The 12422-nt window shown below is 71.4% G+C and carries 8 protein-coding genes and 1 pseudogene; 3 read left to right on the forward strand and 6 right to left on the reverse strand.

Going from position 1 to position 12422, the window contains the following annotated elements; translation table 11 throughout:
• Window positions 1–236: 236 nt before the first annotated feature.
• Window positions 237–1628, forward strand: coding sequence for a pyridoxal phosphate-dependent aminotransferase (locus ACFXOM_RS07570; RefSeq protein WP_385037320.1), 1392 nt, complete (start codon window positions 237–239; stop codon window positions 1626–1628).
• A 125-nt stretch (window positions 1629–1753) separates the two neighbouring features.
• Here ACFXOM_RS07570 and ACFXOM_RS07575 read toward each other — a convergent pair whose 3' ends face one another.
• The 4 genes from ACFXOM_RS07575 to ACFXOM_RS07590 all read right to left on the reverse strand — a co-directional run bounded on the left by ACFXOM_RS07575 (window position 1754) and on the right by ACFXOM_RS07590 (window position 6127).
• Entirely contained in the window at window positions 1754–2668 is a 915-nt protein-coding gene (locus ACFXOM_RS07575) for a LysR family transcriptional regulator (RefSeq protein ID WP_384944884.1), read from the reverse strand.
• Window positions 2665–3864, reverse strand: a complete 1200-nt coding sequence (locus tag ACFXOM_RS07580) for a glycine C-acetyltransferase (RefSeq protein ID WP_384944882.1) — start codon at window positions 3862–3864, stop codon at window positions 2665–2667. Before ACFXOM_RS07580 ends, ACFXOM_RS07575 begins: the two co-directional genes overlap by 4 nt.
• A 62-nt stretch (window positions 3865–3926) precedes the next feature.
• A complete protein-coding gene (gene tdh / locus ACFXOM_RS07585) occupies window positions 3927–4955 on the reverse strand; it encodes an L-threonine 3-dehydrogenase (protein ID WP_384928314.1) in 1029 nt (342 codons plus the stop codon).
• A gap of 302 nt (window positions 4956–5257) precedes the next feature.
• Entirely contained in the window at window positions 5258–6127 is an 870-nt protein-coding gene (locus tag ACFXOM_RS07590; RefSeq protein WP_384944881.1) for an alpha/beta fold hydrolase, read from the reverse strand.
• A 197-nt stretch (window positions 6128–6324) separates the two neighbouring features.
• Between ACFXOM_RS07590 and paaK the strand changes: the two genes are divergently transcribed.
• Window positions 6325–7632 carry a phenylacetate--CoA ligase PaaK gene (gene paaK, locus ACFXOM_RS07595; RefSeq protein ID WP_384928320.1) on the forward strand — a complete coding sequence of 436 codons (1308 nt, stop codon included), beginning with the start codon at window positions 6325–6327 and terminating at the stop codon, window positions 7630–7632.
• Between the two features lie 234 nt (window positions 7633–7866).
• On the forward strand, window positions 7867–10212 hold the full coding sequence (locus ACFXOM_RS07600; protein WP_385037323.1) for a bifunctional serine/threonine-protein kinase/ABC transporter substrate-binding protein: 2346 nt from the start codon (window positions 7867–7869) through the stop codon (window positions 10210–10212).
• Window positions 10213–10311: 99 nt separating this feature from the next.
• Here ACFXOM_RS07600 and ACFXOM_RS07605 read toward each other — a convergent pair whose 3' ends face one another.
• Window positions 10312–11817, reverse strand: coding sequence for a fatty acyl-CoA synthetase (locus ACFXOM_RS07605; RefSeq protein WP_385037326.1), 1506 nt, complete (start codon window positions 11815–11817; stop codon window positions 10312–10314).
• 465 nt (window positions 11818–12282) lie between these two features.
• Window positions 12283–12381, reverse strand: a pseudogene (locus tag ACFXOM_RS07610) (ion transporter permease); the annotation flags it as partial.
• Between the last annotated feature and the right edge of the window lie 41 nt (window positions 12382–12422).

Consider the following 12422-nt stretch of genomic DNA (forward strand, 5'->3'; position numbering starts at 1 on the left):
GGACCTCCGGGCGTGGTGGAGTTCACCGACCCCACCCTCCCCGGAGGTCCCGGTGGTCCTCGTTCATGGCCGACTGGCCTTCCACGGCAAGCCCCCGCTGGTGCGGCCGCGTGTCGACGGCCGTCCGGTAGCGCGGCGCGGCCGCTCGCCGCTTCCCGCCGCGTCCCGTTGAGCAAGGTCGTGCGCGCATACGTATTCCCCGGCAGGCAGAAGCCAGGCACCTCCGGAGGACCCACATGGCCGAAGCGGGCAGCAACGTCACCGAGCTCTTCCGCGCGTCGACGGCGCACAGTCCGTCGTACGCGGCACTGAGCCGGGCAGCAGGGGGGCAGCAGAAGATCACCGACTTCTGCATCCCCTGCAACCCGTACTACCCGACGCCCGAGATGTTCGAGGAGTTGGGCGGACGGCTGCGCGACATCCTCACGTACTACCCGAGCAGCGCCGACACCATCACCGCCGAGCTGTGCTCCGTCCTCGGCCTCAACCCGCAGACGGTCGCCATGGGCAACGGCTCGACCGAGCTGATCACCTGGATCGACCACCTGCTGGTGCGCGACTCCCTGGCCGTGCCGGTGCCCACCTTCGGCAGGTGGACCGACCAACCCATGGAGACGGGCAAGCGGGTGGACATGTTCCCACTCCCCGAGGCGTCGGGGTTCGCCCTCGACCCCGCCTCCTTCGTGGAGTTCATCCGGATGCGCGGGTCCCGCGCGGCGGTGATCTGCAACCCGAACAATCCGGACGGCGGCCTGCTGCCGCGCCACGGCGTCCTCGCCCTCCTCGACGCGCTCCAGGACCTCGACCTGGTCGTCGTGGACGAGTCCTTCCTCGAGTTCGCGGACGCCGAGGCGGAGACGAGCGTCGTCGCGGACGCGGTGCTGCGTCCCAACACGATCGTGCTGCGCAGCCTGGGGAAGAACTTCGGACTCCACGGCGTACGGTTCGGCTACCTCGTCGCCAATCCCGGCCTGGCGGCACGGGTGCGGGACGCACTGCCCAAGTGGAACCTCAACTCCTTCGCCGAGACCGTGGTGTTCATGCTGAAGGAGCACCGTCCGGAGTACCAGCACAGCCTGCGCCTGGTGCAACGCGACCGGCAGGAGATGATCTGGCAGCTGAGCCGGTTGCCCGGGCTCACCGTCTACCCGTCACAGGGCAACTTCGCCTACGTGCGGCTGCCGGACGGCGTTGACGGAGCTGTCTTGCGCAACCGGCTGCTGGATGAGCACGGCCTCCTCGTCCGGGAGTGCGGCAACAAGATCGGCAGTTCCAGCCGCTTCCTCCGGCTGGTCGTGCGCCCCCAGGCGGACGTGGAACGGCTGGTCGAAGGGCTGCACCGGACCCTCTACGGCCAGCAGGTTCCCTACGGCCAGCAGCAGCCCGTGCCACAGGCCCCGGCGCAGCAGACGCCCGTGGCACAGGCTCCCGTGCCGCAGTTCGCCGTGCAACGGACGGTGCCGATACCACAGGCGCCGCCGGTCCCGGTGTCCCGGCCCGCCGCGGTCGCCGCGTCGGCCCCCGCCCTGACGCCGGCACTGGCCCAGGCCCCCGGCCCGATGCCCGCGTACGTCCTCCCGTACGGATCCGGCACCGCCGCGGTGGACCGGCTGGTTCGGGGGGCCTGACCGGGGCACCGCGGGCGTGCGCGGCCCGACATCGGACGGCCCGGCGCAGCGTGCGGTGCCGGCGGGGTGAGTCCGTGGGTCCGACCGGTCGGCAAGGTCTGGCGGCGTCCGCACCCCGGGCCGGATCAGCCCGTGGACAGCCCGTCCGCCGCCCGGGCCAGAGCCTCGAGCACCGGGCTGAGGAGGGGGTGGGTCTCCGCCCCGCGCCGGACCGCCGCGAAGACGCGGCGGGTGGCTGCCGGCCCCGCAACGGGCACGACCACCGTGTTCTTGAGCTCCATGCCCAGGAGGGCCGAACGCGGGACGAGTGCCACGCCGGCGCCTGCGCCGGCGAGGGCCACAACGGCGCGGAAGTCGTCGGAGGTGTGCACGAGCCGCAGCGGGAAGCCGGCGAGTTCGCAGGCCAGGAGCATGACGTCATGGCAGGGGTTGCCCGGGTGGGGACCGATCCAGTCGCTGTCCGCCAGCTCGGCGAGTTCCACCCGGCCTGTGTCGGCCAGTGGGTGAGCCGCGGGGAGGACCGCGTCGAACGGCTCCGCGTACAGGGGGACGCGAGCGAGGCGCCGGTCGTCCTCGCGGGGTGCTCCCCGGTATTCGACGGCCAGGGCCAGATCCGCTTCGCCGTCCAGGACCATCGGCAGGCTCTCGTCGCCCTCGGCGTCCCTGACGCGCACCCTGATCCCGGGACGCTCCTCGGCGAGCCGCACGATGGCCGGGGCGAGGACTTCGGCGATGCCGGTGGCGAAGGCCGCGACGGTGACCTCACCGGTCACTCCGCCCGCATGGGCGGCGAGCTCCGCCTCGGCCCGCTCCAGCTGCGCGAGCACGGTGTGGGCGTGCGCCAGCAGGATCTCGCCCGCCGCGGTGAGCCGGACCCCGCGGCCGGTGCGGATGAGCAGCGTGTGACCGCTCTCCTGCTCCAGCGCGGCGAGCTGCTGGGAGACGGCGGACGGGGTCAGGTACAGCGCCGCGGCCGCGGCGGTCACCGTACGGTGGTCCGCCACGGCTCGCAGGATGCGCAGTCTGCGAGGGTCGATCACCCAGCCATTGTCGCGCGGGCGTCGACGAACGCCGCCACTGCCCGCTCCACGTCCTCGGTGGAGTGTGCGGCGGACAGCTGGACCCGGATACGGGCCTGGCCCATCGGCACGACGGGGTAGGAGAAGCCGATCACGTACACGCCCCGCTCCAGCAGCAGCTCGGCCATGCGGCCCGCCTCTGCCGCGTCGCCGATCATCACCGGGGCGATGGGGTGGTCGCCGGGGAGGATCTCGAAGCCCGCCTCGGTCATCCTCGTGCGGAAGAGCGCGGTATTGGCGGCGAGCTTCTCCCTCAGGTCACCGGCGGACTCCAGCAGGTCGAGGACCTTGAGGGAGGCAGCGGCGATCACCGGGGCGAGGGAGTTGGAGAACAGGTAAGGACGGGACCGCTGGCGCAGCAGCTCCACGATCTCGGCGCGGGCGGCCACGTAGCCGCCGGAGGCGCCGCCGAGGGCCTTGCCCAACGTGCCGGTGATGATGTCGACGCGGTCCATGACGCCGTGCAGCTCGGGGGTGCCGCGGCCACCGGGACCCACGAACCCGACGGCGTGCGAGTCATCGACCATGACCATGGCGTCGTACCGGTCCGCCAGGTCGCAGATCTCGGGCAGCGGGGCGACGTAACCGTCCATGGAGAACACGCCGTCGGTGACCACGAGCTTGCGGCGGGCGCCGCCCTCGGCCGCCTCCTTGAGGCGGGCCTCCAGCTCGGCCATGTCGCGGTTGGCGTAGCGGTAGCGGCGAGCCTTGGACAGCCGGATGCCGTCGATGATGCTGGCGTGGTTCAGGGCGTCGGAGATGACGGCGTCCTCGGGGCCCAGCAGGGTCTCGAAGACGCCGCCGTTCGCGTCGAAGCAGGAGGAGTAGAGGATCGTGTCCTCCTGACCGAGGAATGCCGAAACGCGGCGCTCCAGCTCCTTGTGGACCTCCTGGGTTCCGCAGATGAAGCGGACCGAGGCCATGCCGTACCCCCAGCGGTCCAGCGCCTCCTTGCCCGCGGCGATGACCTCGGGGTGGTCGGCGAGGCCGAGGTAGTTGTTGGCGCAGAAGTTCAGCACGTCACCGGCCGTGCCGCCGGCCGTGACGGCCACGGACGCCGACTGCGGGGTGCCGATCACGCGCTCGGGCTTGTGGAGCCCCGCGGCGCGGATCTCGTCGAGGGTGGTGCGCAGGTCATCGCGTACGGACGCGTACATGAGGGGGTGCTCCTTGGGTGACCGGGTGTGCGGGGCGAGCGGACGGGCGAGCTGCCCGGGGATCAGGCGTCCCAGTTGAGGATGATCTTGCCGCTGCGGGCGGTGGCGGCCTCGTCGAAGGCCGCGTCGAAGTCCTCGTAGCCGTAGGTACCGGTGATCACGGGGCTGAGGTCCAGCCCGCCCTCCAGGAGGACGGTCATCGCGTACCAGGTCTCGAACATCTCACGACCGTAGATCCCCTTGATGGTGATCATCGACGTGACGATCTTCGACCAGTCGACCGGGAACTCCTGCGAGGGGAGGCCGAGCATCGCGATGCGGCCACCGTGGGTCATGTTGTCGAGCATGCCGCGGACGGCTTCCGGGCGGCCGGACATCTCCAGGCCGATGTCGAAGCCCTCCTTCAGGCCGAGGGTGCGCTGCGCATCGGCGATGGAGGTCTCGGCGACGTTCACCGCGAGGGTGGCTCCGGCCTTCCGGGCCAGCTCCAGGCGGGGCTCGCTGACGTCGGTGATCACCACGTTGCGGGCGCCGGCGTGGCGGGCCACGGCCGCCGCCATGACGCCGATGGGACCCGCTCCGGTGATCAGGACGTCCTCTCCGACCAGCGGGAAGGACAGGGCGGTGTGCACGGCGTTGCCGAACGGGTCGAAGATCGCGGCGACGTCCAGGTCGACCTCGGTACGGTGCACCCAGACGTTGGACGCGGGCAGGACGACGTACTCGGCGAACGCGCCGTCGCGGCCGACGCCCAGCCCGACGGTGCTGCGGCACAGGTGGCGGCGGCCCGCCAGGCAGTTGCGGCACTTGCCGCACACGAGGTGCCCCTCACCGCTCACCAGGGACCCGATCGCGAGGTCCTCGACGTCGGCACCGACCGCGGCGACCTCGCCGACGAACTCGTGTCCGACGACCAGCGGAGTGGCGATGGACTGCTGGGCCCAGCCGTCCCAGGAGCGGATGTGCAGGTCGGTCCCGCAGATCCCGGTACGCAGCACCTTGATCAGCACCTCACCGGGGCCGTACTCGGGCTCGGGGACGTCCACGAGCCACAGCCCGGGCTCGGCGTGCTGCTTGACGAGTGCCTTCATGGGATGGTGCTCCAGCTGTGCAAGGAGGTGCTGACCAGGCGTGATGCTTGATCGTGGACCCGTACCAATCTGCCGACGACGAACCGTTCAGTCCATCGAGGATTTCTTAAGCGGGGCAACAGCAGAGCTTCACGCCCGTCCGGGCCGCCCCACCCGTCACACCCGGATCTGACCGCAACTGCGTTGGCGCGGAGCCGAGTTGCCCGCACTCGCCGGGGGGGTGCGGTGCCCGCGGCGGCGCCGACGAACAGTCGGGGCGCGTACGCCCGGTCGGGTGTACGTCGCTCACCGTCGCCGGCGTCTCAGCGCTCCGTGCGCAGGTTCGGCGGCACCGAGTCCAGGAAGGCTGCGACGGCGGCGCTGAAGGCGTCGGGATCGTCGAGCCACGGGTAGTGGGCCGCCCCCGGCAGCACCTGCGTCGTCCCGTGCGGGAACAGTGCCGCCATCCGGGTCGCGCGCGACGGGCTGGGGCCTCCGTCGTACTCGCCCGCGAGGACGAGCACGGGTGCCCGCAGGTCCGCGACCGCGGCGATGGTGGCGGCGGGGTCGAAGGCGCCGTCCGCGTAGTAGGCGCGCCGCGCCTGTTGGTTGGCCTGGTGCGCGTCGTCGGCCGCGTGCTCCCGGGCGGCGGCGTCCCAGCGCCCGTAGAGGAACGGGACGATGTCGGGCCAGAGGTCGTCGGGGTCGCTCCCGGCCCAGAACCGCTCCCATGCGGCGCGGCCGGTCGCGTACCAGGGCTCGCCCTCGCGCCGTGCGACCGCCTCGCGCCAGTCCTGCTCCGAGGCGCCGGTCCCGAGGGCGCCGCCGCCGGGGGTGACGAGGGTCAGGGAACGCACCCGGGCGGGGTGCGCGGCGGCGTACAGCACGGCGAGGTTGCCAGCGGCCGAGTGGGCGAGGATGTCGACGTCCTCCCGTCCAAGGTGCTCGCGCAGCGCTTCCACGTCGTCGACGAGCCGGTCGCAGCGGTAGGTGGCCGGGTCGTCCGGGACCGCAGAGTCCCCGGTGCCCCGCAGGTCCAGCCGCACGAGGGTGCGGTGGGCCGTGAGCCCTCCGAGGTCACCCAGGTACGCGGAAGCACGCATCGGCCCGCCGGGAAGGCAGACCAGCGGCTCGCCCTCACCCTCCAGGTGGTAGGCGAGCGTGGTGCCGTCGTGGGCGCTGAACACCGGCATACCGCGATCCTCTCCGGGCGAGCGCGATCCCGCCAACGCATTCAGGGTTCCGCATCCGCTGCCACCGGACGCGGAACCGTCGCCCCGGACCGGACAGCTCCCTTGACGGCCGGCCGGGGGGCTGAATTACTGATCCCGAACGGCTCGACCGAATGATCGGTCGTCCGATGTGTGAGCCTGACTGGGGAGGCCTCGGCATGACGGACCGGACGCGCCGGACGAACGGGACGGAGCTGTGGGACGCCGGAGAGCGACTCGGCCGGGAGGAGCTGCGGGCCCTCCAACTGGAGCGGCTGCGGGCCACGCTGGAGCACGCGTACGAGAACGTCGGCTTCTACCGGCAGTCGTTCGACGCGGCGGGGCTGCGCCCCGAGGACTGCCGCTCGATCGAGGACCTGGCCCGCTTCCCCTTCACCGCGAAGACCAACCTGCGCGACCAGTACCCGTTCGGGATGTTCGCGGTGGAGCAGTCGCAGGTGCGGCGCATTCACGCCTCCAGCGGGACGACGGGGCGGCCGACGGTCGTCGGCTACACCGAACGCGATCTGGACACCTGGGCCGATGTGGTGGCCCGGTCGATCCGCGCGGCCGGGGGAAGGCCCGGGCAGAAGGTCCACGTGGCCTACGGCTACGGCCTCTTCACGGGTGGGCTCGGCGCCCACTACGGGGCCGAGCGACTCGGCTGCACCGTCATCCCTGCCTCCGGCGGCATGACGGCCCGCCAGGTGCAGCTGATCCAGGACTTCCGGCCCGAGATCATCATGGTGACGCCCTCGTACATGCTGACCCTGCTCGACGAGTTCGAGCGGCAGGGCCTCGATCCCCGCTCGACCTCGCTCCGGGTCGGGATCTTCGGCGCGGAGCCCTGGACCGAGGAAATGCGGCGTGAGATCGAGGAGCGCTTCGCCGTCGACGCGGTGGACATCTACGGGTTGTCCGAGGTGATGGGCCCGGGTGTGGCGCAGGAGTGCGTCGAGACCAAGGACGGTCTGCACATCTGGGAGGACCACTTCTACCCGGAGGTCGTGGATCCGTTCACCGGGGAGGTCCTGCCGGACGGCGAGGAGGGCGAACTGGTCTTCACCTCGCTCACCAAGGAGGCGATGCCGGTCATCCGGTACCGGACCCGGGACCTGACGCGCCTGCTGCCGGGAACGGCCCGGGTCTTCCGGCGGATGGAGAAGGTCACCGGACGCAGCGACGACATGATCATCCTGCGTGGTGTGAACCTCTTCCCGACACAGATCGAGGAGATCGTGCTGCGCACGCCCGGGGTCGCGCCACACTTCCAGCTCAGGCTGACCCGCGAGGGCCGGATGGACGCGCTGACGGTACGGGCAGAGACACGCGGCGGGATGTCGCCGGAGCAGCGGGATGCCGCGGCACGGCAGATCGCGGCAGCGGTGAAGGACGGCATCGGGGTGTCGGTGGCGGTGGAGGTGGTCGCCCCGGAGACGCTGGAGCGCTCGGTCGGCAAGATCAAGCGGATCGTCGACCTGCGGTAGCGGGCGGACCTTCGGGGCGCCCCCTGCGTCCGGGTGTCCCCGCGCGCCGGCCGGGAAGGCCGGCGGTGCGGGACGGGTTCCCATGATCAGGATCAACAGTCAGAAATCGACCGCAAGTCGATCCTTTTCCTGCAGATATTGCCATGTATCGAAGTACACGTCGATGACTTGATCGGGAGGTGATAGCCAGGAGTGGCCGTCGGGAGCTGGACGGCACCGGGGAAGGGAGCACACATGGCATGGACGCCACTCAGGGAAGACGACCCCTCCGAACTCCACGGCTACCGACTGCTCGGCAGGCTCGGCCAGGGCGGAATGGGGGTCGTGTACCTGGCTCGCGACGCCGCGGGCGACGAGGTGGCGGTCAAGACCATCCTCGGCACGTACGCGACGGAGAAGGAGTTCCAGCAGCGCTTCGCCCGGGAGACACAGATCCTCCAGTCCCTGCGCGACCCCCACATCATCTCCGTGCTGGCGGCCTTCCCCGACCCCCGGTGCCCCTGCCTCGTCACCGAGTACGTTCCCGGCCCCACCCTGGCGGACCGGCTGCGCGAGGAGGGGGCGCTGACCCCGCAGGCGGCCCGGGCACTGGCACTGGACCTCGCCCGGGCGCTCGAGGCCGTCCACGCCCGCGGGGTGGTGCACCGGGACCTCAAACCGTCCAACGTGCTGCTCGGGCCCCACGGGACCAAGGTCATCGACTTCGGCATCGCCCGCCTCGTCGACGGCGACGACCTCACCCGGACGGGACACCTCCCGGGGACGCCGGGGTACCTGGCCCCCGAGCTGGCCACCGGCCGCCAGCAGGCCGGTCCGGAAGCGGACGTCTTCGCCTGGGCCCTGACCGTGGGTCACGCCGTCCGCGGCCGGGGCTGCTTCGGCGAGGGCGGCACCGTGGAGATCCAGTACCGGTGTGTGTACGACGCCCCCGAACTCGACGGCATCCCCGATGACCTGCTGCCGCTGATCAGCTCCGCGCTCGACAAGGATCCCGGGCGACGGCCGTCGAGCAGGGAGTTGGTGAACGCCCTGCGCAGAGCCGATTGGGCCACCGCACCGCGCACCGAGCCGACCGGCGCGGCGCACCCCGGCGCATCCGCCTCCACGGACACGCCGAAGCGTCCGCGGAGGCGACGGCTGACGGCGGCCGTGGCCGCGGCGACACTGGCCGTGGTGGCTGTCACGGCTTACACATGGCTGCACACATCATCGAACACCTGCTCGGCCGGACTCCACCGCACGGTCACCGACGAGTGTGTCGGGGTCGCCGACCCGCTCAGCGACGCCTCGCTCTTCGGCCCCGAGCTGAAGGACGTGGTGGGGCGGATCGTCCGGGAGAACAAGCGCGTCGCCGACGAGGCTGCCGCGGACCCGCGGAAGCCGTACGTCAGGGTCGCCCACCTCATGCCGTACGGCGCCGACAGCGGCAGCCCGCTCTCCTGGGAGGCGATCAGGGAGAGCCTCGAGGGCGCCTATGCCGCGCAGTGCCGCGTGAACGCCTGTCCCGGACTGCGCGGGGCCGGCGCGACGCACCTCCCGGCAACGGTGCCCAAGGTGCAGCTCCTCCTGGCCAACGAGGGGCGGAACCAGCAGGAGTGGAAGTCCGTCGCCGACCAGTTGGGCACCATGACGTCGGGCGACCATCCGGTCGTGGGGGTCTCCGGACTGGGTGTCAGCCTTCCGGAGACGCAAGCGGTCGCCGACCGGCTGTCCGAACTGAAGATCCCGGCCGTCGCCGGGCCGCCGACCGCGACCACGCTGGAATCCCCCTACCTCTTCAAAGCCTCCCCGTCCAACAGGGAACACGTCCGGGCGCTCCGGGCACGACTGGAGTCCGGTCAGGCTGAGCGCCGCGGGTTCCTGGTGTTCGACACCAACGAGGACCTCTACGTACAGTCGCTACGGGAAGCCTTCGACCTGGAGTTCGCGCCGAGCATCGGGCAGCGCAGGGCCGGATTCGCGGGTTCGACGGACGACGCAGCCGTCCCCCGCCTCTACGGTCCCGCCGTCCAGGACATCTGCTACACCAAAGCGGACGTCGTCTTCTACGCGGGACGCGACAACGACTTCCCTGCCCTCATCTCCGCCCTGGCCAACCGGGGGCGGTGCAGTCCCGACGGCGGGCTGCGTCCGCTCACGGTCGTGACCTGCTGGTCGGGCCGTTCCGCGTACAGCCGCAACCCGGAACGGCAGAAGGAGCTGCGCAAGGCGAAGATCACCGTGCTCGACGCGTCCGTGCTGAGCCCCGAGGACTGGAACCGCGGCAGCACCGTCCCGCCGGGGTTCGCACCGTTCCACGAAAGCTTCCAGGCGCTGGGCTACACCGATCGTCGCCTGGGCGACGGCTACGCCATGATGAATCACGACGCGGTACTGACGGTGGCCTGGGCCGCCGAGTCCTTCGCCAACCAGAACGGCGGTGCCGTACCCGGCCCGCAGGACCTGTACAACCAGATCATCAATCTGCACGGAGCCAACCGGGTCGCCGCTGCCAGCGGGGACCTCGAGTTCTTCCACCCCTCGGACGTGTCCCGCGGATGGGCCAAGGGCGCGCGGCTCACCATCAACACCTTCGGCTAGTCGTACTCGGCCGACGGACGGGTGGCACGGGCTCCCGCTCCCGTTCGGCGGGCACCCGGCCGGTGGTGCGGGGAGGCGCCCGGGATCTCCGCTCGGGACCTATCCCGTCGCGAACCGGTCGCGCAGTTCCCGCTTGAGGATCTTCCCGCTGGCGTTGCGGGGCAAGGAGTCCACGAAGTGGATGCGCTTCGGTGCCTTGAAGCCGGCGAGTCGCTGCCGTGCGTGGTCGAGGAGTCGGTCTTCGGTCACCTCGTCGCGGCGGACGACGACGGCGGTGACCGCTTCGATCCACCGGTCGTCGGGGAGGCCGATCACGGCCGCTTCGGCGACGGACGGATGCGTGTAGAGGACGTCCTCGACCTGACGTGAAGCCACCAGCACTCCCCCGGAGTTGATGACGTCCTTGACCCGGTCGACGATCGTGTAGTACCCATCGCCGTCGCGCACGGCGAGGTCGCCCGAGCGGAACCACCCGTCGCGGAAGGCCGCTTCCGTTTCCTCGGGCTTGGCCCAGTAGCCCCGGCACAGTTGGGGCGAGCGGTAGACGATCTCGCCGTGCGTACCGTCCGGGACGTCCTTCCCGTCCTCGTCGACGACCTTCGCCTCCACGTACCTCACGGTCCGGCCGCAGGAGTCCATCCGGCCCTCGTGCTCGTCGGGCCGCAGGACGGTGGCGAGCGGCCCGATCTCGCTCTGCCCGAAGCAGTTGTAGAACGCGAGGTCGGGGAGCCGCTCACGGAGCCGCTCCAACACGGGCACCGGCATGATCGACGCACCGTAGTACGCCTTGCGGAGGGCGCCCAGGTCCCGCGTGGAGAACTGCGGGTGCTGCGCGAGCGCGATCCACACGGTCGGCGGCGCGAACAGGCTGTCCGCGCGCCCCTCTTCCACCAGGTCGAAGATCTCCTCGGCGTCGGGGGCGTCGAGGAGTGTGTTCTCCGCCCCGACGGCCAGGTACGGCAGCAGGAACACATGCATCTGGGCCGAGTGGTAGAGCGGCAGCGAGTGCACCGGCCGGTCAGCCCCGTCCAGGTCGAGCGCTTCGATGGCGCTGGCGTACTCGTGGACGAGCGCCCGGTGCGTCATCATCGCGCCTTTCGGCAGCGCGGTGGTTCCCGAGGTGTACAGCAGTTGGACCACGTCCCCGGCGTCGTGGTCGGCGTCGTGGGTCCGTGGTTGGGCCAGGGCGGCGAGGAGCGAACCCTCCGCATCGCGCAGCGCCGTCACGGGGATGTCCGGGGGAACGCGGTCCGCGAGGCCTGGGTCCGCCAGGACCAGTGAACTGCCCGACTGCCGCAGGATGTAGTCGAGGTCGTCCCCCGTGAGGTGGTGGTTCACCGGAACGTGGACGAGTCCGGCCCGTGCACAGGCCAGGAAGGCGATGAGGTAGGCATCGGAGTTGTGCCCGTAGGCCGCCACGCGCGCCGAACCACCGAGGCCGCGGTCGGTGAGGACGGCGGCTGCCGTCGAGACGGCGCGGTCGAGTTCGGCGTAGGTCCAGCTCCGGTCGGCGTACCGGACCGCGGTGCGGTCGGGGGTGCGACGGGCACTGAGGCGCAGGACGCCGTCGACGGTGCTGCTGAGGAGACGCTCCGTGGCTGCCATGTCTGGATCCTGGGCGGCCGGGGAGCGAGGGTCAAGCACCGGTGCCGGAAGCGATGTCGGCGGGGCCGGTCCCTGCCGGCGCGGGAACCAACGTTCGTACGTCATCGGCACTTTGGGCGGCTCGTACCCTGTCCGCGTCCTGTTCCTGCGCGCTCGTGGCGACCGCGCCCCGGCGCCCGGGCCGAACGTCTGCTCGTCGCCCCGCTGGACCCGGTCGTCACCACCACACCGGTACCACCCGCAGCGGCCTCCGGGATCCCTTCCCGGCACCGCCTTCGCGGGCGTACGGAGCAACGCACTCCGCAACCCCGGGGTGAGCGCTGACCGACATGAGGCCGTGGCGCGAGCGGCTCAAAGCCGCCGAACGGCCGATGGAGGCCGGGCAGCCCGCCCCTCTGCGGGCCGGCTGCCCGGCGCGGGCCCCGACGCTCGGACCGTGCCGCTCGCCCGTGGGGTGGTCGGGGGCCGGGCGGTCCGCACCGCGGCCAGCGTCTCGGGCATGAGGACCACGAGGGCGATGACGACCCCGACGGCCGCCTCGGAGAGTCCCGCCGACTCCACCCCGTCCGCCTCTGCGCGGAGGCGCACACCCGCACACCGGTCCG

The sequence above is a fragment of the Streptomyces sp. NPDC059169 genome, from assembly GCF_042755225.1.
Classification (GTDB): Bacteria; Actinomycetota; Actinomycetes; order Streptomycetales; family Streptomycetaceae; genus Streptomyces.

What these genes read in the sequence shown, in the direction of transcription:
- ACFXOM_RS07570 (WP_385037320.1), top strand. Translation starts at nt 237, where the DNA reads ATGGCCGAAGCGGGCAGCAACGTCACCGAGCTCTTCCGCGCGTCGACG.
- ACFXOM_RS07580 (WP_384944882.1), bottom strand. Translation starts at nt 3,864, where the DNA reads ATGTACGCGTCCGTACGCGATGACCTGCGCACCACCCTCGACGAGATC.
- tdh (WP_384928314.1), bottom strand. Translation starts at nt 4,955, where the DNA reads ATGAAGGCACTCGTCAAGCAGCACGCCGAGCCCGGGCTGTGGCTCGTG.
- ACFXOM_RS07590 (WP_384944881.1), bottom strand. Translation starts at nt 6,127, where the DNA reads ATGCCGGTGTTCAGCGCCCACGACGGCACCACGCTCGCCTACCACCTG.
- paaK (WP_384928320.1), top strand. Translation starts at nt 6,325, where the DNA reads ATGACGGACCGGACGCGCCGGACGAACGGGACGGAGCTGTGGGACGCC.
- ACFXOM_RS07600 (WP_385037323.1), top strand. Translation starts at nt 7,867, where the DNA reads ATGGCATGGACGCCACTCAGGGAAGACGACCCCTCCGAACTCCACGGC.
- ACFXOM_RS07605 (WP_385037326.1), bottom strand. Translation starts at nt 11,817, where the DNA reads ATGGCAGCCACGGAGCGTCTCCTCAGCAGCACCGTCGACGGCGTCCTG.